The sequence below is a fragment of the Kingella negevensis genome, assembly GCF_030177895.1.
Classification (GTDB): Bacteria; Pseudomonadota; Gammaproteobacteria; order Burkholderiales; family Neisseriaceae; genus Kingella_C; species Kingella_C negevensis.
The window spans coordinates 71315-93201 of record NZ_CP123448.1 but is presented as its reverse complement, the minus strand read 5'-3'; the positions used below and the strand labels follow the sequence as shown (position 1 = coordinate 93201).

General features: G+C 46.9%; 21 protein-coding genes. 8 read left to right on the top strand and 13 right to left on the bottom strand.

The genetic code is table 11. The features are described 5' to 3' along the window. Positions 1 to 55: 55 nt before the first annotated feature. A complete protein-coding gene (locus tag QEO93_RS00460) occupies positions 56 to 862 on the bottom strand; it encodes a hypothetical protein (protein ID WP_143445727.1) in 807 nt (268 codons plus the stop codon). Positions 863 to 988: 126 nt separating this feature from the next. Here QEO93_RS00460 and QEO93_RS00455 point away from each other — a divergent pair, with 126 nt between their 5' ends. The 3 genes from QEO93_RS00455 (at position 989) to hflX (ending at position 4203) form a co-directional block, all read left to right on the top strand. Next, positions 989 to 2251, top strand: coding sequence for an RsmB/NOP family class I SAM-dependent RNA methyltransferase (locus tag QEO93_RS00455; protein WP_032137895.1), 1263 nt, complete (start codon positions 989 to 991; stop codon positions 2249 to 2251). Positions 2252 to 2443: 192 nt separating this feature from the next. Next, on the top strand, positions 2444 to 2863 hold the full coding sequence (pnuC, locus tag QEO93_RS00450; protein ID WP_081907039.1) for a nicotinamide riboside transporter PnuC: 420 nt from the start codon (positions 2444 to 2446) through the stop codon (positions 2861 to 2863). A gap of 206 nt (positions 2864 to 3069) precedes the next feature. Next, positions 3070 to 4203: a GTPase HflX gene (gene hflX, locus QEO93_RS00445; protein WP_085815464.1), complete on the top strand. Its 1134-nt coding sequence runs from the start codon at positions 3070 to 3072 to the stop codon at positions 4201 to 4203. Positions 4204 to 4347: 144 nt separating this feature from the next. Here hflX and QEO93_RS00440 read toward each other — a convergent pair whose 3' ends face one another. The 7 genes from QEO93_RS00440 to QEO93_RS00410 form a co-directional block, all read right to left on the bottom strand. Next, positions 4348 to 6279 carry a TonB-dependent copper receptor gene (locus tag QEO93_RS00440; protein WP_032137897.1) on the bottom strand — a complete coding sequence of 644 codons (1932 nt, stop codon included), beginning with the start codon at positions 6277 to 6279 and terminating at the stop codon, positions 4348 to 4350. A 148-nt stretch (positions 6280 to 6427) separates the two neighbouring features. Further along, on the bottom strand, positions 6428 to 7720 hold the full coding sequence (locus tag QEO93_RS00435; protein ID WP_245190683.1) for a paraquat-inducible protein A: 1293 nt from the start codon (positions 7718 to 7720) through the stop codon (positions 6428 to 6430). 8 nt (positions 7721 to 7728) lie between these two features. Further along, positions 7729 to 9222, bottom strand: a complete 1494-nt coding sequence (gene ppx, locus QEO93_RS00430) for an exopolyphosphatase (RefSeq protein WP_032137899.1) — start codon at positions 9220 to 9222, stop codon at positions 7729 to 7731. A gap of 170 nt (positions 9223 to 9392) precedes the next feature. Further along, positions 9393 to 10460 (bottom strand): undecaprenyldiphospho-muramoylpentapeptide beta-N-acetylglucosaminyltransferase, encoded by a 1068-nt coding sequence (murG, locus tag QEO93_RS00425; protein ID WP_032137900.1) that lies wholly within the window; start codon positions 10458 to 10460, stop codon positions 9393 to 9395. After that, on the bottom strand, positions 10453 to 11709 hold the full coding sequence (ftsW, locus tag QEO93_RS00420; RefSeq protein ID WP_052368838.1) for a putative lipid II flippase FtsW: 1257 nt from the start codon (positions 11707 to 11709) through the stop codon (positions 10453 to 10455). Before ftsW ends, murG begins: the two co-directional genes overlap by 8 nt. 262 nt (positions 11710 to 11971) lie before the next feature. After that, positions 11972 to 13306, bottom strand: a complete 1335-nt coding sequence (murD, locus tag QEO93_RS00415; RefSeq protein ID WP_032137901.1) for a UDP-N-acetylmuramoyl-L-alanine--D-glutamate ligase — start codon at positions 13304 to 13306, stop codon at positions 11972 to 11974. Positions 13307 to 13345: 39 nt separating this feature from the next. Beyond that, positions 13346 to 14110: a flagellar basal body-associated FliL family protein gene (locus tag QEO93_RS00410; RefSeq protein ID WP_032137902.1), complete on the bottom strand. Its 765-nt coding sequence runs from the start codon at positions 14108 to 14110 to the stop codon at positions 13346 to 13348. Positions 14111 to 14297: 187 nt separating this feature from the next. Between QEO93_RS00410 and infC the strand changes: the two genes are divergently transcribed. From infC to rpoH, 5 genes are all read left to right on the top strand, one after another. Then, a complete protein-coding gene (gene infC, locus QEO93_RS00405) occupies positions 14298 to 14819 on the top strand; it encodes a translation initiation factor IF-3 (protein WP_089152858.1) in 522 nt (173 codons plus the stop codon). Between the two features lie 137 nt (positions 14820 to 14956). After that, positions 14957 to 15154: a 50S ribosomal protein L35 gene (gene rpmI / locus QEO93_RS00400; protein WP_032137904.1), complete on the top strand. Its 198-nt coding sequence runs from the start codon at positions 14957 to 14959 to the stop codon at positions 15152 to 15154. A gap of 12 nt (positions 15155 to 15166) precedes the next feature. Beyond that, the gene (rplT, locus tag QEO93_RS00395) at positions 15167 to 15523 is read left to right on the top strand and encodes a 50S ribosomal protein L20 (protein ID WP_002641006.1); all 357 of its coding nucleotides are present in this window, start codon (positions 15167 to 15169) and stop codon (positions 15521 to 15523) included. Positions 15524 to 15600: 77 nt separating this feature from the next. Beyond that, a complete protein-coding gene (gene tadA / locus QEO93_RS00390) occupies positions 15601 to 16365 on the top strand; it encodes a tRNA adenosine(34) deaminase TadA (RefSeq protein ID WP_044250464.1) in 765 nt (254 codons plus the stop codon). Positions 16366 to 16471: 106 nt separating this feature from the next. Beyond that, entirely contained in the window at positions 16472 to 17344 is an 873-nt protein-coding gene (gene rpoH / locus QEO93_RS00385) for an RNA polymerase sigma factor RpoH (RefSeq protein ID WP_032137905.1), read from the top strand. A 37-nt stretch (positions 17345 to 17381) separates the two neighbouring features. Here the strand turns inward: rpoH and mraY are convergent, their stop codons facing one another. Genes mraY through QEO93_RS00360 form a run of 5 tightly spaced genes read right to left on the bottom strand, consistent with a single transcriptional unit; the run spans position 17382 to position 21823 of the window. Continuing rightward, positions 17382 to 18467, bottom strand: a complete 1086-nt coding sequence (gene mraY / locus QEO93_RS00380; protein ID WP_032137906.1) for a phospho-N-acetylmuramoyl-pentapeptide-transferase — start codon at positions 18465 to 18467, stop codon at positions 17382 to 17384. A gap of 60 nt (positions 18468 to 18527) precedes the next feature. Then, complete coding sequence (locus QEO93_RS00375) at positions 18528 to 19880, bottom strand: UDP-N-acetylmuramoyl-tripeptide--D-alanyl-D-alanine ligase (RefSeq protein ID WP_032137907.1); 1353 nt, start codon at positions 19878 to 19880, stop codon at positions 18528 to 18530. A 44-nt stretch (positions 19881 to 19924) separates the two neighbouring features. Further along, a complete protein-coding gene (locus QEO93_RS00370) occupies positions 19925 to 20179 on the bottom strand; it encodes a hypothetical protein (protein WP_032137908.1) in 255 nt (84 codons plus the stop codon). Between the two features lie 3 nt (positions 20180 to 20182). Further along, entirely contained in the window at positions 20183 to 20335 is a 153-nt protein-coding gene (locus QEO93_RS00365) for a hypothetical protein (RefSeq protein WP_157686375.1), read from the bottom strand. Positions 20336 to 20338: 3 nt separating this feature from the next. After that, complete coding sequence (locus tag QEO93_RS00360; protein ID WP_032137909.1) at positions 20339 to 21823, bottom strand: UDP-N-acetylmuramoyl-L-alanyl-D-glutamate--2,6-diaminopimelate ligase; 1485 nt, start codon at positions 21821 to 21823, stop codon at positions 20339 to 20341. Positions 21824 to 21887 lie beyond the last annotated feature (64 nt).

Genomic DNA, 21887 nt, shown 5'->3' with positions numbered 1-21887 from the left:
ACACCAAACAAAAAAACCATACCCAAAAAAGGTATGGTTTTTCTTAAACAACACTTCAGGCAGCCTGAATATTTTTGCGATGTTCAATCATCTGCTTTGTCAATTCCGCAATACGCGCCTGACGTTCTTTCAACTTCGCCGCTTTCGCAGGCACAGACAAACTATTGTCCTTACGAATATGCGCCATATCCGATTTAATTTCACGGATTTCATAGCCTACCTTACGCTCATACGAACCTTGCAGTTTATCTGCACTATCGCCACGCAGCTTCACGCCCACCGCACCCAAAAGCGCACGGTTCAAGTCCTTATCTTCACCGCGATACGTTTTGCCCGTGTAACCCATTTTTTCTAAAGCGTCCGACAAAGCCGTGCCTTCAAATTGGTTTTTCAAGCCGTCTAAAACATTATTTGTGTGATACGAAAATGGCACACCCACGCTTGCAGGCAACCATTGTGCAGCCACCCATTTCGCCCGAATCGCCGCCTTTTCACTATCACTCATATAATCCTTAACCAACTCTTCGCCGCTAAACGTATCTTTATTAAACATCAATGCCGCCATATGGTTAATCGCAGGACCATTCGGCACAAGCCAGTTGGGCAAGTTCAAGCCCCCCATTCTGTTGCCCGTATCCGCAAAATCGCCCAAAGGCAAGAAGCGATAAATATCCAAGAAGACAGGTTTACCGTCATCATTCCACGGCATGCGAATTAACTTCGGCGTACCAAACGAAGTATAGCCTTGCTGATATTCAGGCATATATTCACGTTCCTTGTCTTCATCGCCAGCATCTCCCAATAAATTATCTACCGCTTTTTCTTGCCCCAAGCGACTCAAAGCAGCCGAGCCAGCCTCCACCAAATCCCAAAAACACCTGAAATTTTACCATTTCAGGTGTTTTCTTTTTTAACCAAAACAAAACGCAGCCTGAAAACCCTAAAAACCAGTTAAAATACACCCTTTTACCCATTTTCAGAAATCACCATGAATCAAACCCAACTCAACCACACCGCTGCCGTTCTCGCCAAAATTCTGACATTCAACGACCCAGCCGATGTGGTTTTATCTAATTATTTACGTAACAACCGCAAACTTGGACGCGCCGACCGCCACGAAATTGCGGAAACCGCATTCGCCGCCATTCGCCATTACCAAAAAATCGCCGCCGCCATTCGCCGCCCACACGTCCAAGCGCGAAAAGCCGCATTAGCCGCGCTCGTTTTGGGACGTAGCGTGAACATTTCTCAAATCGAAGAATTATTGAACGAAGAAGACGGCAAAAAAGAATTTTTAAGCAGCCTGAAAGCGCGAAAAGCTGAATTTTTAGGCAGCCTGAATACTGCAACCGAATTGCCCGAATGGCTGATTGACGTGCTGAAAACGCATTGGTCAGACGAAGAAATTTTAGCGTTCGGGCGCAGCGTGACACAACCTGCGCCGCTAGACGTGCGCGTGAATACGCTCAACGGCAAACGCGACAAAATTTTGGCGCAACTGCAAACCGAATTCCCAAACGCCATCGCCACGCCATTCGCACCAAACGGCATTCGTTTCCCCAATAAACCTGCGCTGAACAAGCACCCATTATTTTTGGACGGCACAATTGAAGTGCAAGATGAAGGCAGCCAATTATTAGCGCAACTCGTGGGCGCGAAACGTGGCGAAATGGTGGTGGATTTTTGTGCAGGCGCAGGCGGCAAAACGCTGGCAATCGGCGCACAAATGGCAAATAAAGGGCGCATTTACGCATTCGATATCGCCGAAAAACGCCTTGCCAACCTGAAACCGCGCATGACACGCGCAGGCTTGACCAATATCCACCCCGAAAAAATCAGCAATGAACACGACCCACGCATTGCACGATTGAATGGCAAAGCTGACCGCGTGTTGGTCGATGCGCCATGTTCGGGCTTGGGGACGTTGCGCCGTAATCCCGATTTGAAATATCGCCAATCACCTGAAACACTGGCGAATTTGTTGAAGCAGCAGCAAAGTATTTTTCAGGCTGCCTCGCAATTAGTGAAATCGGGCGGACGTTTGGTGTACGCAACGTGCAGTATTTTGCCTGAAGAAAATGAAATGCAAGTGGCTGAATTTTTGAAAAATAATTCGGATTTTGAATTGGTAAATTGCGCGGAATTGTTGGCAGCGCAAAAGATTGATTTGGATACGGGCGAATTTTTGAGAATGAACACCGCCGAACACAACACAGACGGTTTCTTCGCCGCCGTGTTGCAACGCAAATAATATGAACGCAGCCTGAAAGATTTTTCACTTTCAGGCTGCGTTTTTATGTAAAATTCTGTTAGGTAATTTTGCCCCATTTCCAGAGAAATAAAATAAACTTTTCGCAATCTGTAAAATGGTTGAAAGACGATTTATGCAGTGGCTGGAAACCGTTTGAATTATTTTGTGGCTGACAGCGTTTTTGGCGGCGAAATGAATACAGTGCTTTACGTTTACCTGCCGTCCCAATTCATCGGCTATTTTGTATGGAAAGAAAATATGCAGAAAGACGGCGGTAGTGATGTGGTGAAAGCGAAAAAACTCAGCGCGAAAGGCTGGGGGATTTTGCTGGTTACACTGGCGGTTAGTACGTTTGTGTTTGTGCAAGCCTTACGCGCGGCAGGCGGCAGTTCCACTGGCTTGGACAGCATGACGACGATGATTACCGTTGCGGAACAGCTTTTGATTATTTTGCATTATCGTGAACAATGGCTGCTGTGGATTGCACTGAATATTCTGTCGATTATTTTGTGGGCGGAAAATTCAGCGATGTATTTGATGTACGGCGCGTATTTGCTCAATTCTTCGTATGGTTTTTATAACTGGACCAAGTTGCAACAAAACGCAGCCTGAAAATAGTTGGCTAAAATTTCAATGATACTGCGTTGCCAACGCCCTCATGTACTATTCGTACACGTCGGGCGTTGTCGCCTTATCTCATTTTCATTTTAACCAACTAAACCGTAGGGTGGGTAACTTGTTACCCTCCATTTTTAACCCGATAAACAAAAATGGTGCGCAACCAGTTGCACACCCTACCATTCTGAAAGTAAACAAGAATGACAAGATTTGCCACCAACAAAACCCTAGAACACGCCGAGCGCATTATGCTCGTTTCCGTGATGTTGTCCGATAGCTACACAGGCGCGAACGAAACCCGTGAACGCGCGTTTCAGGCTGCCTGTGCCGAAGCCGCGGAATTGGTACGCGCCACGGGCGGCGATTTGGTGTGCAGCGAAACCGCAAAACGCGACAAAGCGCACACGGCGTTGTTTGTTGGCACAGGCAAAGCGGAAGAATTGGCAGATTTGGTGCAGCACCATAATATTGAACTGGTTGTTTTTAATCATGAATTATCGCCCACGCAAGAGCGTAATTTAGAAAAAGCCTTGCAATGCCGTGTTTTAGACCGCGTGGGTTTGATTTTGGCGATTTTCGCGCAACGAGCGCAATCGCAAGAAGGCAAGTTGCAAGTAGAATTGGCGCAGTTGAGTCATTTATCGAGCCGATTAGTGCGCGGTTATGGGCATTTGCAAAGTCAAAAAGGCGGCATTGGTTTGAAAGGGCCAGGCGAAACGCAGTTGGAAACCGACCGCCGTTTGATTCAAACGAAAATCACGGCGCTGAAAAAGCAGTTGGCGAATGTGAAGAAACAACGCGAAACGCGCCGCAAATCGCGTCTTTCAGGCAGCCTGAAAACGTTTGCGATTGTGGGTTACACAAATGCGGGCAAATCCACGCTGTTTAATCGTTTGACCAAAGCTGATGTGTTGGCGAGAGACCAACTTTTTGCGACTTTAGACACAACGGCGCGGCGTTTGTATCTGAACCCTAAAAAGACGGTGATTTTGACGGACACAGTGGGTTTTGTGCAGGATTTACCACATAAATTGGTTTCAGCATTTTCGGCGACGCTGGAAGAAACGGCGTTGGCTGATGTGTTGCTGCACGTGGTGGATGCGAGCGACCCTGAGTTTGAACGCAAAATTCAGAACGTGAATGATGTGTTGGCGGAAATTAAGGCGGATAAATTGCCGCAGATTTTGGTGTATAACAAGATTGATTTGCTGCCTGAAAATGAACAGCTTTCAGGCTGCCTGAAAAATAATCTGAGCGATGTGGTGGCGGTGCGCGTGTCGTCCACAAAGAGTTTAGGGCTTGATGATTTGCGTGCGGCTTTGGCGGAAATATAAAAAAAGCAGCCTGAAAATAAGTTTTCAGGCTGCTTTTATAGTTGATGCAATTATTTTTTAAGACAAGGCAACAACGCCCGCTGTGTACGAATAGTACATAAAGACGGTAGCAACGCAGTATTACAAAGATAAGGGCATTAACTATTAGAACTGCGCTTGCAATCTTAGCCAAACTTGCCGTGCGGGTTCGTTTACGCGCGTGGTGCGTAAACCTGCGCTTGGGTGTCCGCCTTTGCTCACGAATTCGGAATAGGTTTTGTTGAATACGTTATCCACGCCTGCTTGAACGGTCATTTGTTTGTTCACGCGCCAACCTGCGTTCAGCGATAACACGCCAAAACCTGCGGATTCGCCGATGTCTAAGCTGGCGATGTTGCCATAACCTGTGTGATAGCGGTTTTGCTTAGCAACGACGCGCCACAATGCGCCTGCGCTGTATTTGCCGTTATCCCAATTCAGGCTGGTTTTCCATTCTAGCGGTGGGGTTTGCGCTAGGGATTTGTTGTCGGTTTTGTTTTTGCCGTGGGTATAGGCAAGACTGCTGCTGACGTTCCAGTCGGGTAAGAAGCGATAAGTGAGTTCAGCTTCGCCGCCGTATCGAGTGGCATCAATGTTTCGGGTTCGGTTTTTGCCTTTTAAGATGAAATCGTTGATTTTGCTGCCAAATAACGAGATTGAGCCTTCTAGTTTTTCGCTTTTCCAAATCGCGCCCACGTCGATTTGATTATTGCGTTCAGGTTTTAAGGTGTCGGCGGCTTCGCGTTCCCAAAAATCGGGCGATCGTTCGGCAATGCCGATGCCTGCGTAATATTTTGTTTTGCCTACTTTTTGTTCTAGACGAATGAAACCTGAATCCAGTTTGTATTTTTGTTCACGCAACAGGCTGAATTCTTCGTCAGTTTTGTATTCGGGGTAATCGTAAACGGCGATTACTTGGTCGTGGCGATAGCCTGCGATTAAATTTTGTGTGTCAGTACGTTGCCAGTTGGCTTCGGCAAATCCGCCCCATTGTTTGAAGTTTTGGCTGGGTTCGTAGGCTTTTTCTTTGTAATTGACGCCTCTGCGTGCGCTGTGTTTGTCGCGCATGTAATCGATACCAGCCTGAAGATTGATGTTGCCAAAATCAAAGGTATTTTTGAAGTGGGCGGTATCGGTTTCGCGTTTTGGGTTGCCTAATCGTTTATCCATAGTGGCTGAACGCAGGCTGAAATTGTCCATCACGTGGTCTACTTCGCTGCGCCCGTAACGTAATTCGGTTTCTGTCCACCAGTCGGTTAGGTTGCGTTGGGTGGCGCGAATGTTCCACGCATCGCGGTCGAATTTGCTGCCGTCCATCATGCGGTCGGCGTATGCGGCTTCGCCTCGGCTGCGCTCGTAGGTAGAGGCGATGTCGGTGTTAGTAGTGGGCGTGATGCCGAGTTGCAGCATTTGGCTGTTGCGTTCAAAGGCAGAATGGACTCGGTTGCCGTCGCCGTCTTTGTAGTCATCGGATTTGTTGTAGGTTGCGCTGAATCGTGCATAGCCCAAATCGTTACCTACGCTGCCATCTGCCATTAGGTCATGCCGACCAAAGCTGCCGAGGGTGTAGGCGGCGTTGAAGTTGGTTTTTTTGTCGGTAAACTGGGGATTTTTGCGGACAAAGCGCACGGAGCCTGTTACCAAACCCATGCCTTGTGTTACGGTTTGTGGTCCTTTGGTTACGATGACTTTGTCGTAAATGGTGGGGAAAATGTAGGCGGTGGGTGGGTCCATGCGTCCGCCGCAACCGCCATAAATAAATTGTTCATCTGCTTGAATGGCTAAGCGTGAACCGCCTAAGCCGCGAAACAGTGGGTCGCCTGAGCTACCGCCTTTTCGGATAATGCTCATGTTGGAAACGGATTTCAGCAAGCCTGCGCCGTCACTGGCGGGCAAGGGTTGAATGGCGGTTTTGGTGTTGAATTGCACTACGCCTGCTTTTTTCTGTGGCGCGGCGGTTACGATGATAGGCTCGAGTTTTTGGGTTTCAATTGTCGGCTCTGCGTAGACGAAAGCTGATAATGCACCTAGAACGGCGATGTGAATAGTTCTCTTCATGGTTTTGCTCCTACTTTGTTTGTCGTTAAATTTTGTTATATGGTAACAATACTGTGAATTTTATGTAAAGATTGGTTACTTGATGAAAGTCAAAGAGTGTGCAAATTATAAAAAAGCAGCCTGAAATTATTTTTCAGGCTGCTTTTTGTTATTTGTCATTATGTTTCTCAAACTGCGCTTTATCCCACAACAATCGCACATCAAAAAAATACGCCGACAGCATCGTCAAAATCACCACCAAACAAAAATAAATCGCGGCAGGACCAGGCGTAACACGCGCGATATTTGTGTGGAACGTCGTCATCATGATAATAATCACAAAAATATCAATCATCGACCAGCGCCCTACTGCTTCCGTTAAACGATATTGCACCGAGAGTTTTTCAATCGGCAAAAGCAGCCTGAAACGCGCACTAAACAGCAACACCAGCATGGACACAATTTTCAGCGTTGGCACGGCAATACTCGCGCTGAAAATAATCGCCGCAATGAATTTATCGCCATCGTTCCACATGTAAACAATGCCGCTCATAATCGTGCTGATTCCTTGCTCCATAGGGTTTTGCGAAATCATAATCGGCAGAAAGTTGGCAGGCAGATACAAAATCATCGCCGCCAGCAAAAGCTGAAACGAAATTTTCAGGCTGTGTGGACGGCGGTCAAACAATTCTGAATCGCACACGCCACAAGCTGTTTCGCTGCGCGGACGAAAATACAGGCAACGCGTGCAGCAAATCGTATCATCGGCAGCCTGAAACAAAGTTTGATTATTGTGATATTTGTGGACTTGGTAATACATCCAATGCGTGGGCATACCCACCGATGTTCGCAGCAGCAAAATCGCCAAAAATGGCATTAACCAAAACGCATAACCAAACGAAATCGATGCCACAGCCTGAATTTTAATGTTCGCCACCAGCATGGAAATGAAAAACACGTCCACCATAATCCACTGCCGCAACCGCGTAATCATACGCATCGCTGTGAGCATATACGGTTGGCGTTTTTCACGTAGCAAGCCACTGTAAACATAAATACTCAGCAGCAGAAAAATCACGGGCGCACCAAATGTTAGCGCAAACATCGTCAGCCCCAAAAAACCCCAGTCTGCCAACAGCAATTCATAGAGCATTTTCGGCAAGGTAAGCTGTGTAAACATGCCTGTCATGTGAACCGTGATAAACGGTAAACTGTACACAAATCCCATCAATATCAGCGCGCCCATCGCACATGCTAAAACAATCGGATAAGGCTCAGGCTCAATGCGTACCAAATGATGATGGCAGCGCGGACAAGACGCTTCTTGCCCCTGTCGCAGCTTGGGAATTTCCGTCCGCAAACCGCATTCGGGGCAATCCACCGTATGCGCAGGCAAGGTTGCCGTGGGCGTGTAAAACTTATTCCACTTGCGCGTGAAATGGCGGTAAACAAAACGATTCATCAACCGCATTATTGCCCCACAATTTCAAACATGCGCCCGATTTTGTCCCATTGCGAACGCTCTTCTTTCAACGCCGCTTTAGTTAAAGGATTGTGCTTCAACCAATCGTGGTTAATTCGCAGCGAATAATGTTTATCGTTCGCATGGTATTGCAGCAGCGTGTGAACAGGCAGTTCAATCGGCAAACGTGAACGGCAAAACAGCACCGCCAAACGCAAAGCCAGCACCGCATGCCAACGCATAGCTTGTTCGCCCATGCTATCTGCCATTTTCTTCAAATCGCCGCGCTGCCCCAATGCCAGCAGCGACAACAATTCTTGCTCAGAGCGCGAAAACCCTGGCATATCCGCTTGCGCCAAAATATACGCGCTGTGTTTGTGATACGCCGTGTGTGCAATATCAATCCCAATTTCATGCAACGCCGCCGCCCAACGCACATAGTTTGACCAATACGCCAACTCTTGCACCGTTGCCGTTTGCGCCAAACTTTTCAAAAATTGCGCCGCCACATGCGCCACGCGCGCAGCCTGATTTTTGCTGACGTGATAACGCTCTTGGAATTGCAACACCGTTTCTTCACGCAAATCTTCCGTTAAACTGCGCCCCACCATTTCAAAGAACACGCCATCACGCAAAGCTGCTTCGTTGAACGCCATGCCCGAAATATCCAGTTCTTCAAACGCCGCCATCATCACCGCCAAACCGCCAACAAACACTTCCACGCGGTCAGGTTTCAGTCCTTCCAATTTCGCTTTTTTTGCCGACCCAGCTTCAATCAATTTGTGCGACAACACGCGCATCGCGTCCAACGTAATGCGTCCACCCATGTTTTCGCCTTCAATCACATTGGCAATCGCTTTCGCAGAACCCGAAGTCCCCAAAGCCACGTCCCAGCCTTGCGCTTTATACGCCTTGCTGATGCGCTGAATTTCGCTACGCGCCACGTTAATCGCAGCCTGAAAATTTTTCGCCGTGATTTTGTCTTCAAAAAAACGCATGGAATACGTGACGCAGCCCAACGGCAGACTTTCTGTGTGAGTCGGCTGCAACGTGCTGCCCAAAATAAATTCCGTTGAGCTGCCGCCAATATCAATCACCAGCAACTTCTGCCCATTAGATGGGAACGTGTGAATCACGCCTGTGTAAATCAAACGCGCTTCTTCACGCCCTGCAATCACTTCAATCGGGAAACCCAACGCTGCTTCTGCTTTTGGCAAAAATTCATGGATATTTTTTGCCACGCGGAACGTGTTAGTCGCCACCGCGCGCACGTTTTCAGGTGCAAAACCGCGCAAGCGCTCACCAAACTGCGCCAAGCATTCCAAAGCGCGTTGTTGCGCCTGTTCATCTAGCATTTTGTTTTCATCTAAACCACTGGCTAGGCGCACCATTTGTTTAATGTTTTCAATTATTTGTGGTTGATTATTATTGTTTTGACAGATTTGCAGACGAAAACTATTTGAGCCTAAGTCCACCGAAGCGAGCATGGGAAGTGTATTCATCTTTATGTTCCTTATTACACATAGTTGATTAAAATTGCAATGATACTGCGTTGCCAACGCCCTTATGTGCTATGCGCACACGGCGCACGTTGTCGCCTTGTCTTATTTGTATTTTAATCAACTATAACTCAGGCAGCCTGAAAACCACTTTTCAGGCTGCCTGAAAATACTTACTTAACCGTTTCTAATACAATTTTCGCCACATTATCTGCGCTATGCGGCATTGCCAAAGTTCGTGCGTTTTGCGCCCAAACCAAGCATTTTTCACGCGTCAACCCGCCAATGATTTGCGCCAATTTATTCGCGTCCAGTTGCGATTGCGGCAGCAATAAACCTGCTTCCGCCGACACTATATAACGCGCATTTGCCGTTTGATGGTCGTCCACCGCGTGTGGGAATGGCACAAGCAATGCGCCCACGCCAGCCACCGTCAATTCCGCAATCGTCAGCGCGCCAGCACGGCAAATCAGCAAATCGCTTTCACGATAAACCGCCGTCATATCATGCACAAATTCCACGCATTCCGCTTGCACACCAGTCGCTTGATACGCAGCCTGAAGCGCTTGCAAATTGCCGCGCCCCGATTGGTGCATCACTTGCGGGCGTTGGTTTTCAGGCAGCAAAGCCAATGCTTCAGGCACAATTTGGTTCAACACTTGCGCGCCCAAACTGCCACCCACCACAGAAATTTTCAGGCTGCCTGAACGCTCTGCAAAACGTGCTTCAGGTATAGGCAAAGCCGTGATTTCAGCGCGAACAGGGTTGCCCACCAAACCGTCAGGATATTGCGGAAACGCTTTTGGGAACGCATACATTACACGCGCCGCCCATTTTGCCAAGCGTTTGTTTGCCATGCCAGCCACCGCGTTTTGCTCATGCACAAAAATCGGCAAGCCCAACATTTTCGCTGCCATACCGCCAGGGAACGTAACAAAACCACCAAAGCCAATCACCGCACTGATATTGTGCTTGCGGATAATCTCTTTCGCAGCCTGAACGCATTTGAACAACATAAATGGCAAGGTCAATTTACGCAACAAGCCTTTACCGCGCACACCTTTCATCGCAATCAGTTCCAACAGGATATTGTGCTGCGGCACAAGTCGCTCTTCCATGCTGCCCACGCTACCGAGCCAAACCACTTCATGCCCTTGCGCGCGCAAAGATTCAGCCACTGCCAACGCAGGGAAAATGTGTCCGCCCGTACCGCCTGCCATCAATAAAAATGTTTTACTCATAGTCTTCAATCTCTCTTTGTTTTCGCTTATCGCGTGGGTCTGCCACACAATAGCCGCGCATTTTGCGGCGATTTTCATAATCCACGCGCAGCAGCATGGTAAACGCAATCAGCATAATCACCAACGATGAACCACCATAAGACACCAGTGGCAAAGTCAAACCTTTGTTTGGCAGCAAGCTAATGTTCACACCAATATTGATGAAACTTTGCGCCGCCACCCAAACGCCAATCCCAACCGCAATAAACGAGTTGAAATGCAATTCCAAATCACGTGCTTGTTTGCCGATAGAAAACGCGCGCCAAATAATCCAAACATACACAAACACCAACGCCGCCACCGTAATTAAGCCCAATTCTTCGCCGATCACAGCCAAAATAAAGTCGGTATGCGCTTCGGGCAAGAAACCGCGTTTGAAAATCGCATTGCCCAAACCTTCGCCAAACAAGCCGCCGCGCTCCATAGACAGCAATGAACCCAAGCCTTGATAACCCGTTCCCGTTGGGTCTTTCCACGGCTGCCACATCACGCTAATACGGCGCATACGGAACTCAGACGACACAATCACCAGCACCACCGTTGCCAGCGACACGGAAACTGCACCCAAAAACCAACGAATCGGCATATTCGCCAAAAACAGCAAGCACAGGAAAATCCCCAAAATCACCATCACCGAACCCAAGTCGCGCGTCAGCAGCACAAAACCTGCGCCCACCGCAATCGGAATCCCCACCATTAACACGCGGTTAAAGTCGTGCAACACGTCCACTTTGCGCTTGAAAAAATCCGCCATATAAATAATGGTAATCAGCTTGAACATTTCGCTGGGCTGCACTTTCACACCCAACGGCGTATTCAGCCACCGCCGCGCCCCGTTCACTTCTTCGCCCACAAACGGCAGCACCACCAGCACCAGCAAAATCCCAATCAGCAGATATTTTGTCCACCTTTGCCACCGCCACATTGGCACGCGCATCAGCACATAAGCCATCGACAAGCCAAACAGCGCGTATTCCAGTTGCTTAATCAAAAACGCCGAACGGTTATCAAAACGATACAACCCAGCCTGTGCGCCTGAAGCGGAATACACCATCACCAAACCAAAACACAGCAAACACAGCAGCAGCCACACGAAGGTTTTATCGTAAGTGTCGCCATTTTTGAGCAGATTACGGTCTAGGATTTTTTCAATTAACGTGGTTTGTTTGGAGGACATGCGTGGGTATTTGGACAACGAAAACGGTTTCATAAAATTCTGTTTATTATTTTTCAGGCTGCGCTTATTTGTTGCAGCCTGAAAGGTTATTTCAAGTTAAAAAAAGGGGTTATATTGTAGCATTTATTTGAACAGACGTTTGCAGCCTGAAAACATATATTCACGTTTTCAGGCTGCGTTTTAATAACGTTCCACAAAATAATCGTAGGTCGGGCAGGCTTGCCCGACAAATAGTTAAATTTCAGCAAAATGTCGGGCTACCAGCCACGACCTACAATTAAGTTTTCAGGCTGCATCACAAATCATTAAACGCCTGCACAAACACTTCCGAGCGGTGCGCGTAACCCTTAAACATATCAAAGCTTGCGCAAGCAGGACTCAGCAACACAATCTCGCCCGATTCCGCCGCCGCATAAGCCTGTTGAACCGCTTGTTGCAGCGTTTCGCAGAAAATCAATTCCACGCCGCAATTCGCCAAATCCGCCGCCACTTTTTGCGCGTCCACGCCAATCAAGTAAACCGCTTTCGCCTTGCCGCGCAACACATCGTTCAATGGCGTGAAATCTTGCCCCTTGCCCATGCCGCCAGCAATCAACGCCAATTTTTGTTTCAGCCCAGCAATCGCCGCCACAGTCGCGCCCACGTTTGTGCCTTTGCTGTCGTCAATAAAAATCACGCCATTTTTCTCGCCGATTTTCTCCACGCGGTGCGGCAAGCCTTTAAACGTGCGGACGTGTTGCAACAACTGAGCGCGTTCCAGCCCAATGCTTTCACATAACGCCAACGCCGCCAACACATTCGCGGTGTTATGGCTACCTTGCAACGGAATATCGCTTTCGCTCATCAAATCAACATCTTGATTTTTCAGGCTGCCTGAAACTGTGTCTAAATAATAATCGCTGCGTTGTTTCAAAGAAAAATGGCAAACCTTGTGTCCATCGCGTTTCATGGCTGAACTAAACGGGTCGTCCGCATTCAAGACTTGCGTCGCGCCGCCATTGAAAATCATGTCTTTGGTACGCGCGTAATCCAGCAAATCATCGTAGCGGTCTAAGTGGTCTTCGGATACGTTTAAGCACGCTGCAGCGGTTGCGTTCAGTTGCGGCGTGGTCTCCAGTTGAAAGCTGGACAGTTCCAACACCCAAATATCGGCCGGTTTACCGCCACGTTCCAGCCATGCTTCTAAAACGGGCGTGCCGATGTTTCCTGCCACTACGGTATCCAAGCCGCTTTTTTCGCACAAATGCCCAACTAAACTGGTTACGGTTGTTTTGCCGTTACTGCCTGTGATAGCGATGATTTTGTCGCTTTGGTCGCGCAGCAAATCGGACAGAATGGCAACATCGCCAATCACTTCGCCACCACGCGCTTCAAATTCGCGGATTTCAGGCTGCCGACGGGTAATCCCTGGGCTAATCACTAATACGTCGCGGTCTGCCAATGCGGTTTTCAGGCTGCCTGAAAGAATGGGAAAATTGGGAAATTGTTGTTTTAACTCGGTTTCTCGTTCTATAGATAAATTTGCATCGTATGCAGCGGCGGTTGCGCCAATGTATTGGCAGTAGCGCAAAACGGAAATGCCTGTGCCACCCATGCCTGCGACTAGAATTTTTTTGTTTTGTAGGTTCATGTTTTTGCTTTCTTTTTGTGTTTTCAGGCTGCCTGAAAATTAGTGTACGGTTGTTTTTTCTTCAAAATGTATGATTCGTGGTTCGCCTGTTGGCTCGTCTTCATGCAAAATGGGTTCGTTTTCAGGCTGCGATGTTTCAGGTTCTGAAGCGGTTTCGTCTTCTTCTGGCGGATTATCGTCCTGCGATTGTTCGGGCGAAACGGGTTTTACTTGATTGAGCGTGAGCGGCTCGCTGATTTGCGGATAATCGGCGTTGTCATTATTGCCGTCTGCCACAGAAACAATCTGCACCACAATTTTGCGCTTGCTGGCTTGCGCGACTTGTTCGCTTTGCCACGCCTCGCCTTGCACGGGGATTTCAATCATCAGTTTTTCGCTGGGGTACAACGCGCCGTTTAATAGAACGGGTGAACCAATGATTTGCGCGACTGGTTCATGCGAGCCGTCCAAAAATAAATTTAGGCTAACGTAAACGGCAGTTGCTGGAAATGTGCCTTGATTGTTGAGCAGCAAGCGCACACGCGTTTCGCCGTTGTTGTAAATAAAATCGCCTGCGTTAATCACCACATCTTGCCCTGTGCTATTGCCTGTGTTTTCAAAGGGTGATGAAGCCATGGGTTCGGGGATAGGTTCATTTGTGGCTAGCGGTTTTTCAGGCTGCCTTGGAGCGCGTTCTACATCGTGGATTTTTGCGGCACTTGCGCTGGTCTGCTGGATAAAGAACCACGCACCTACGCTTAGTCCTGCAAATAAACTGATGGTCGCTGCCCAAAATATGATTTTTAACGGGGTGAGTTTTGCCATAAAAAGCCTCGTTTATTGTGAATATTTTTCAGGCTGCATTTTAGCAAAAAAATAAATTGGCAGCCTGAAAATGAAATACTTTTCAGGCTGCCTAAAAGCGAGTAAAATTGCGCAAATTTTTTCATGCACGTTTCCCTATTTATTTTCACGAAACGTGTCCCGATAAACCTTTATAGGAGCATTCATCATCGCACAGCAAGAACGCGAAGCACGAATCAATGGCGAAATCACCGCTAAAGAAGTGCGCTTAATCAGTGGCGACGGCGAGCAACTCGGCGTTGTGAGCATAAAAGAAGCCTTGTCAATGGCTGAAGAACAAGACGTGGATTTGGTAGAGATTTCCCCTACTGCCAAGCCGCCTGTTTGCAAACTCATGGATTTTGGTAAATACAAATACGAGCAATCCAAAAAACGTGACGAAGCGAAGAAAAAACAAAAACAAGTTCAAATCAAAGAAATCAAGTTCCGCCCAGGAACTGATGACGGCGATTACAACATCAAAATGCGTAAAGTCCGCGAATTTTTGGCAGATGGCGACAAAGTGAAAATCACTTTGCGTTTCCGCGGTCGCGAAATGGCGCACCAACAATTAGGCGCACAATTATTGGAACGCGTAAAAGCGGATTTGGTGGAAGAAGGTCAAGTTGAGCAATTCCCTAAATTAGAAGGTCGCCAAATGGTGATGATGATTGCGCCGAAGAAAAAATAATTGTATAATCTCGCGCTTTCCTGATTAGCCGCATCAGGAAAGCGTTATTTTAGCGGCATAAAACCGTGGTTTCGGGTTTCAAGCATTGTTCTGCAATCTCCCGATGCCTTATCTTATAAATTTAATGGAGTTTTCCCATGCCTAAAATGAAAACCAAGTCTAGCGCGAAAAAACGCTTTAAAGTACTGGGTAACGGTGGTGTAAAACGTGGTCATGCTTACAAAAGCCACATCTTAACCAAAAAAACCACTAAAACTAAACGTCAACTGCGCGGTACCGCTATGGTTAATCAACGCGATATGTTGTCAGTTGCTAAAATGTTACCTTACGCTTAAAGGAGTTAAATTATGCCACGCGTAAAACGCGGTGTTACCGCTCGTGCTCGTCACAAAAAAGTAATTGCGTTAGCTACAGGCTACCGCGGTCGTCGTAAAAACGTCTATCGTATCGCTAAACAAGCGGTGATGAAAGCTGGTCAATATGCATACCGTGACCGCCGTCAACGCAAACGTCAATTCCGTCAATTGTGGATTGCTCGTATCAATGCAGGTGCTCGTCAAAATGGTTTGTCTTACAGCAAATTCATGAATGGCTTGAAACGCGCTGCTATTGAATTAGACCGCAAAGTATTGGCTGATTTGGCTGTATTTGATAAAGCTGCATTTGCTCAATTGGTTGAAAAAGCAAAAGCTGCTTTGGCTTAATCCCATTTACATTTAAAAGAACAAGGAAATCTGTTAAATAGATTTCCTTGTTTTTCGTTTTCAGGCTGCATTTGTTTATGAAATTAACCACTCCCCCACTCTCGCCCAAAGTAATTGCACAATTAGCGGATTTGAATATTCACACATTAGCAGATTTACAAGCTACCAATCCTTGCTACGCATTTTTGCTACTGAAACAATCAGGCTTAAGCGTAACCAAAAGCGTTTTTTGGCAACTGGTTGCTTTATGCAGCCTGAAAAACGTGCAAGATTTAAGCGAACAAGAACGCCAATTTTGGGAACAACAACTGCATGAAATGCCGCCTGTTGCTATCTTCCCGCCACAAAATGAAATGGTACAATTCATGCAAGCCGCACTTTTTCAGGCTGCGTTGGCGGCGGAATTGGGCGAAGTGCCTGTGGGTGCTATTGTGGTTCATCAAGGCAACATTATTGCTCAAGCACATAATCGTTGCGTGGTGGATTGCAATATCAGCCATCACGCGGAAATTCAGGCTTTGGCAATGGCTGGTCAAGTTTTGGGTAACTATCGCTTGAATGAATGTGATATGTACGTTTCGCTAGAGCCCTGCGCCATGTGTGCCAGCGCAATTATTCAAGCGCGTGTGGCACGTGTGACTTTTGCTGCAAGTGAACCGAAAACAGGCGCAGCTGGCAGCGTGATTGATTTATTCACTAACACCACATTAAACAAACACACCGCTATTTTAGGTGGCGTATTGGCAGAAGAAGCGCAGCAACAGTTGCAAACATTTTTCAGGCTGCGGAGAGAAACGCACGTTTCACATTCTGTCAATAGCAACTTGCAAAAATTAACGTAATTTAGCGCGATTACCCTAGTTATCTTGTCGGGAAAGTGTATAATAAAACCCTTGTCAAACGATTTGTGTTGGCAAAAACCGACAATAATAAGAAAGGACACATCAGATGAACAACGCTTTTGCATTACCTATACTGAGTGGACATGGCAGCTTAGAGCAATACATTCACACTGTGAACAACATTCCTATGCTGACTTTAGAAGAAGAAACTTCTTTAGCAAACCGCCAATTACGTGGCGATTTGGAAGCTGCAAAACAACTAATTTTATCGCATTTGCGCGTAGTGGTTTCCATTGCTCGCGGTTATGACGGCTATGGTTTAAACCAAGCTGACTTGATTCAAGAAGGCAATATCGGTTTGATGAAAGCCGTTAAACGCTTTGAACCGACTCACGGGGCGCGTTTGTTCTCGTTTGCGGTGCATTGGATTAAAGCAGAAATTCACGAATTTATTTTGCGCAACTGGCGTTTGGTTCGCATTGCAACCACTAAACCGCAGCGTAAATTGTTCTTCAATTTACGCAGCATGCGCAAAAGTTTGAGCGCGTTAAGCCCAAAAGAAGCACAAGATATTGCTGATGATTTAGGTGTGAAATTATCTGAAGTCATGGAAATGGAACAGCGCATGACAGGGCATGATGTGGCTTTGTTGGCAGAAAATTCAGATGATGACGACAATAATTTTGCGCCGATTGATTGGTTGAGCGATACTGATAGCGAACCTAGTCAACAGTTAGCAAAAAAAGCACATTACGCACTGCAAACAGACGGTTTGCAAAATGCGTTAGCTCAGTTAGATGACCGCAGTCGCCGCATTGTGGAAACGCGCTGGTTACAAGATGATGGCGGTTTAACTTTGCATGAATTGGCGGCTGAATATGGCGTTTCTGCCGAGCGTATTCGCCAAATTGAAAATAAAGCCATACAAAAATTACGCGGATTTTTGACGCACAAAGAAGATGATTTAGTAGAAGCATAAAAAAAGCAGCCTGAAAGTTTCAGGCTGCTTTTTTGTATTAACGAATTTTCAAAGTAGATAAACCAATCAACACCAACACAATGGTAATAATCCAAAAACGAACAACGACTTGCGTTTCTTTCCAACCCTTTTGTTCATAGTGATGATGAATTGGTGCCATCAAGAAAATGCGTTTTTTGGTTTTTTTGTACCAACCCACTTGCAGCATCACGCTCAACGCTTCCACCACAAACAAGCCGCCCATAATCACCAATACAAATTCCTGACGAATAATCACAGCCACTGTACCCAAAGCTGCGCCCAACGCCAACGCACCCACGTCGCCCATAAATACTTGCGCAGGATACGCGTTAAACCACAAAAAGCCCAAACACGCACCACACATCGCTGCACAGAAAATCATCACTTCATTCGCGCCAGCCACATAAGGCAACTGCAAATATTGCGAAAACTGCGCATGCCCTGTCGCATAAGCAAAAATAGCCAAGCCGCCAGCCACTAAAACCACAGGGAACGCCGCCAATCCGTCCAAACCGTCCGTTAAATTCACGGCGTTAGATGTACCGACAATCGTCAAATAAGTCAAAATAATGAAGCCAATCACACCCAATGGCAGCGCAATTTGTTTAAAAAATGGCACAATCAAAATATTATTTGCATCACTTTTCGCTAAGAAAAACAACGCCAAACCTGAAAATAAAGCCACTGCAGACTGCCAAACCATTTTGAATTTTGCTGACACGCCGTTTGGGGCTTTGTAAACCACTTTGCGCCAATCATCATAAAAACCCAGCGCACCTGTTGCCAGTAAAACCACCAACAAAATCCAAATATACGGATTTGCCAAATGACTCCAAAGCAGCGTAGAAACCGTAATCGCCGTTAAAATCAGCGAACCGCCCATTGTTGGCGTGCCATTTTTGACTAAATGCGTTTGCGGTCCATCGGTACGCACAGCCTGCCCTACTTTCAACGCGGTTAATTTACGAATGGTCCACGGACCCAACAACAAACTGAACGCCAAAGCGGTCAATGCTGCCATCACAGCACGAAAAGTGGTGTATTGAAAAACATTAAACGCGGTTTCCCAAGATTGTAAATACTTGGCAAGTAAGATAAGCATTTGTACTTCCTTGATTTTTATAATGAACAAGTTTTCAGGCAGCCTGAAAGCAAAAAACGGTTATTTTATCAGATTTTCAACCACTTCTTCCATTTTCATAAAACGCGAACCTTTGACCAACACGCTCGCATTTTCAGGCAAATCATGCACCAATGACAAAATCAACGGGTCTTTATCGACAAACCACAAACCGTCCGCGCCAAATTTTTCAGCTGCCTGAACGCTGTTTTCGCCAACAAAATACGCCATTTTAATACCCAAATTTTTCGCGTAAATGCCGATTTCTTCGTGCATTTTTGGGGCTTCATCTTCGCCCAATTCACCCATGTCGCCCATGATGAAAATGCGCGGTGCAGGCAATTTCGCCAACACGTCCAACGCTGCTTTCATGCTGTCAGGGTTCGCGTTATAAGTGTCGTCCAACACGGTTGCATTGCGCAAACCGCGTTTCAGTTGCAAACGTCCTTTAATATTGCTGAAATTCGCAAAACCACGCGCAATTTCTGTCAATTTCACGCCACCAGCCAACGCCAACGCGCTCGCACCGCAAGCATTGCTCACATTGTGTTTGCCAGCCACAGGCAACTGAATAGCTTGCGTTTCGCCTTGATAAACCAAATCAAAAGAACTGCTTAACGGTTCAAGCGTAATATTTTCCGCGTGAACATCGCCCGATTCCACGCCAAACGTCATTTGCTTAAATGCAGTCGTTGCTGCCTGAAAAATTGGCAAATTCGTATCTTCACACGGCAAAATCGCCACGCCATCCGCTTGCAAGCCTTGATAAATTTCACTTTTGGCGCAAGCAATATCATCTACGCCATTGAATCCACAACCGATATGCGCGCGCATTGCATTGTTCACATACGCCACATTCGGCTGCGCAAGTTGCGTCAATAACGCCAATTCGCCAAAATGGTTCATGCCCATTTCAATCACAGCATAACGATGATTTTCGCGTAAATTCAATAATGTAAGCGGTAAACCAATGTGATTATTGAAATTGCCAGCCGTTGCTAACACCGCGTCCACGCCGTAAGTTTCGCGCAAAATGCCAGCCAGCATTTCTTTGACGGTCGTTTTGCCGCTTGAACCTGTGATGCCGTACACAAACGGATTGATGTGTTTGCGCCACGCGGCGGCGAGTATTTGCAGCGCGGTGAGCGTGTCCGCCACTTTCAGGCAGCCTGAAAAATTCGCGTAATCTTCACGTGATACCAACGCAATCGCGCCTGTTTCCAAAACTTGCGGAACGAATTTGTGCGCGTCGTGGTTTTCGCCAATCAACGCGACAAATAAATCGCCTGATTGTGCTTGGCGGCTGTCGGTAATCACGCGGTTGATGGTTTGGTTATTGTGTGGTTTGGGTAAATTTAAGGTTTTACAAATAAAGTTCAAATCTAGGTTTTTCATTGTTATTTCTCGTTTTCCAAGCAATCTAATCAATACGCGAATCTTTACTGCGTTTCTCCTTGCATAAATCCTTTACCAATGCCAGCATCAGAATATTTTTCACGCAACGCGCGAATATCAATATGTTGCTGCCACAGGGTTAATAAATCGCGTTCTAATTCCACTTGATTGGCTAATAAATCTTGTGTGCTAACGGCATACTCATAAAAACAACCTTTTTTATCAGGTACTTCATCAAGCTGCAGCACAATTGCCCAATTTTCAACCACATATAAATCTGTTAATTCATGCCAAGTCACCGATTACTGAACCAAATCGTTTTCAGGCAATAATTCTGCCAAAAAGTGAATCCCTTTATTGTCAGCACGAATAAACCAATCTTTTTTTTGATTTTCAGGCTGCCTGAAAAAACTTTTCCACCATGGTTGTTTGAGTTGATAACGCCATTCTTTCACGATTTATTTCCTTTCTAACGCCAATTGAGCAATCTCAAAATCTGAAAAATGATGTTTCACGCCCTGAACATCTTGATACGTTTCGTGCCCTTTGCCTGCAATCAAAATAATATCGTGAACGCTCGCTTGGCTAATCGCTTGTTCTATCGCTAATTTTCTATCCACTTCCGCCAACGCTGCATTTGGCACAGCTGGCAAAATGTCGGCGATAATCGCGTCAGGTTCTTCCATGCGCGGATTGTCGCTGGTAACAACCACTTTGTCCGCGCCCTGTGCCGCTACCGCACCCATTAACGGACGTTTGCCACGGTCGCGGTTGCCGCCACAGCCAAACACGCACCAAAGCTGGCTTTCAGGCTGCTGAATTTCGCGCAAAGTGGACAATGCTTTTTCCAGCGCGTCAGGTGTGTGGGCGTAGTCCACAACCACTAACGGCTTGTTTTCAATGATAATACAGTCCATGCGCCCTGTGGCTGGGCGGATTTGCGCCAACGCGTTTAAGGCTGCCTGAAAATCATAGCCTTCCGCGCACAATGCGCCCAACGCGGCGGCGAAATTTTGCGCGTTAAATCGTCCGAGCAAGCGCGTTTGTACGCTGCCATTGCCCCAAGGTGTTTGCAAACCAATTTTCATGCCTTGCGTATTCGCGACAAATTCTGTGATTTTGATGTCGGCGTGTTCGTTGAAACCGTAGGAATAGGTTTTCAGGCTGCCTGAATAGTGTTGTTTTAATTCGGAAATGAGTTTTGCGCCAAATTCATCATCACTATTGATAATGGCATTTTGCAAGCCTTGCCAGTGGAATAATCGGGCTTTGGTTGCGCCGTATTCTTCCATGGTTTTGTGATAGTCCAAGTGGTCGCGCGTTAGGTTGGTGAAAATGGCGGTTGAAAAGGGCACGCCGTTTACGCGATATTGGTGCAATCCGTGGCTGGATACTTCCATTGTGACGTGTTTTGCACCGTCTTGGCGGTATTGGCGCAACAGGGTTTGTACGGAAACGGGGTCTGGCGTGGTGTGCGTGGTTTCTTGCAATGCGCCCCAGTAGCCGTTGCCAACTGTGCCGATAATGGCACAAGCGTTTTTTTTCTCCAAACTATCAATAGCTTGTGCGATCCATTGTGTGATGGATGTTTTGCCGTTTGTGCCTGTTACGCCAATCACGTCTAATGGGTTTTCGGTGTTGCCATACGCTGTGGCGGCTAACATGCCTGCGCGTTGGCGCAATTTAGCAATGGGTTGATTGGGTACTTGCCATTCAGGCTGCCATGCAAAATCGCCGTCTGCGTCCCAGTAAACAAATGCTGCACCGTGGTTGATGGCAGCCTGAATGTAGGTTCTGCCATCTGCATATTCGCCTTGGCATGCGACAAAGGTGTCACCTGTGCGTATTTGGCGGCTGTCGGCTGTTAGGTGTTCGGTTTCACTTGGGAAATGTTTAAGCGTTGGGAGTTCTGTTTGTTTGGGTGCGGCGATTTTGCTAAACATTTTGGTTAATCCTTTGTATTGATGTTTGAATTATTTTTCAGGCTGCCTAAAATTATCCGTATAT

Coding starts and splice junctions, on each gene's coding strand:
- hflX (WP_085815464.1), top strand. CDS start 3,070: ATGACAAGATTTGCCACCAACAAAACCCTAGAACACGCCGAGCGCATT.
- rpmI (WP_032137904.1), top strand. CDS start 14,957: ATGCCTAAAATGAAAACCAAGTCTAGCGCGAAAAAACGCTTTAAAGTA.
- murG (WP_032137900.1), bottom strand. CDS start 10,460: ATGAGTAAAACATTTTTATTGATGGCAGGCGGTACGGGCGGACACATT.
- QEO93_RS00375 (WP_032137907.1), bottom strand. CDS start 19,880: ATGAAAAACCTAGATTTGAACTTTATTTGTAAAACCTTAAATTTACCC.
- mraY (WP_032137906.1), bottom strand. CDS start 18,467: ATGCTTATCTTACTTGCCAAGTATTTACAATCTTGGGAAACCGCGTTT.
- QEO93_RS00440 (WP_032137897.1), bottom strand. CDS start 6,279: ATGAAGAGAACTATTCACATCGCCGTTCTAGGTGCATTATCAGCTTTC.
- QEO93_RS00455 (WP_032137895.1), top strand. CDS start 989: ATGAATCAAACCCAACTCAACCACACCGCTGCCGTTCTCGCCAAAATT.
- QEO93_RS00435 (WP_245190683.1), bottom strand. CDS start 7,720: ATGAATCGTTTTGTTTACCGCCATTTCACGCGCAAGTGGAATAAGTTT.
- rpoH (WP_032137905.1), top strand. CDS start 16,472: ATGAACAACGCTTTTGCATTACCTATACTGAGTGGACATGGCAGCTTA.
- QEO93_RS00360 (WP_032137909.1), bottom strand. CDS start 21,823: ATGTTTAGCAAAATCGCCGCACCCAAACAAACAGAACTCCCAACGCTT.
- QEO93_RS00410 (WP_032137902.1), bottom strand. CDS start 14,110: ATGGCAAAACTCACCCCGTTAAAAATCATATTTTGGGCAGCGACCATC.
- pnuC (WP_081907039.1), top strand. CDS start 2,444: ATGAATACAGTGCTTTACGTTTACCTGCCGTCCCAATTCATCGGCTAT.
- rplT (WP_002641006.1), top strand. CDS start 15,167: ATGCCACGCGTAAAACGCGGTGTTACCGCTCGTGCTCGTCACAAAAAA.
- tadA (WP_044250464.1), top strand. CDS start 15,601: ATGAAATTAACCACTCCCCCACTCTCGCCCAAAGTAATTGCACAATTA.
- ppx (WP_032137899.1), bottom strand. CDS start 9,222: ATGAATACACTTCCCATGCTCGCTTCGGTGGACTTAGGCTCAAATAGT.
- murD (WP_032137901.1), bottom strand. CDS start 13,306: ATGAACCTACAAAACAAAAAAATTCTAGTCGCAGGCATGGGTGGCACA.
- ftsW (WP_052368838.1), bottom strand. CDS start 11,709: ATGAAACCGTTTTCGTTGTCCAAATACCCACGCATGTCCTCCAAACAA.